Below are 289 nucleotides of genomic sequence, written 5' to 3'. Positions count from 1 at the left end.
TAACAATTACACCTACACCAGCAGGAACTTACACATATGAATTATTAGATTCAGCAGGAGCTTCAGTTGCTACAAATAGCACAGGAGTTTTCAATGGTCAAGCAGATGGAAGTTATACAGTTGAAGTTAATTACGGAAGTGGATGTACTACCGATATCGCAGTTGTAGTTTTAGATAATCAAGAATTCACAGCAAACGCAGTTGGTTCAGCAGTTTCATGTAATGGAGATACAGATGGAGAGATTACTATAACAGCTACTAACTTTGGAGCATCATTTGAATATAATAT

At 36.3% G+C, this 289-nt stretch carries 1 protein-coding gene; it reads left to right on the top strand.

The annotated features are described in order from the left end of the window. Positions 1–289, top strand: a 289-nt coding sequence (locus tag Q1A46_RS20810) for a hypothetical protein (protein WP_299683582.1), incomplete at both ends; no start/stop codon positions are given.

The sequence above is a fragment of the uncultured Tenacibaculum sp. genome (genome assembly GCF_947502995.1).
In the GTDB taxonomy this organism is placed as follows: Bacteria; Bacteroidota; Bacteroidia; order Flavobacteriales; family Flavobacteriaceae; genus Polaribacter.
This window is presented reverse-complemented; position numbering and strand designations above follow the sequence as displayed.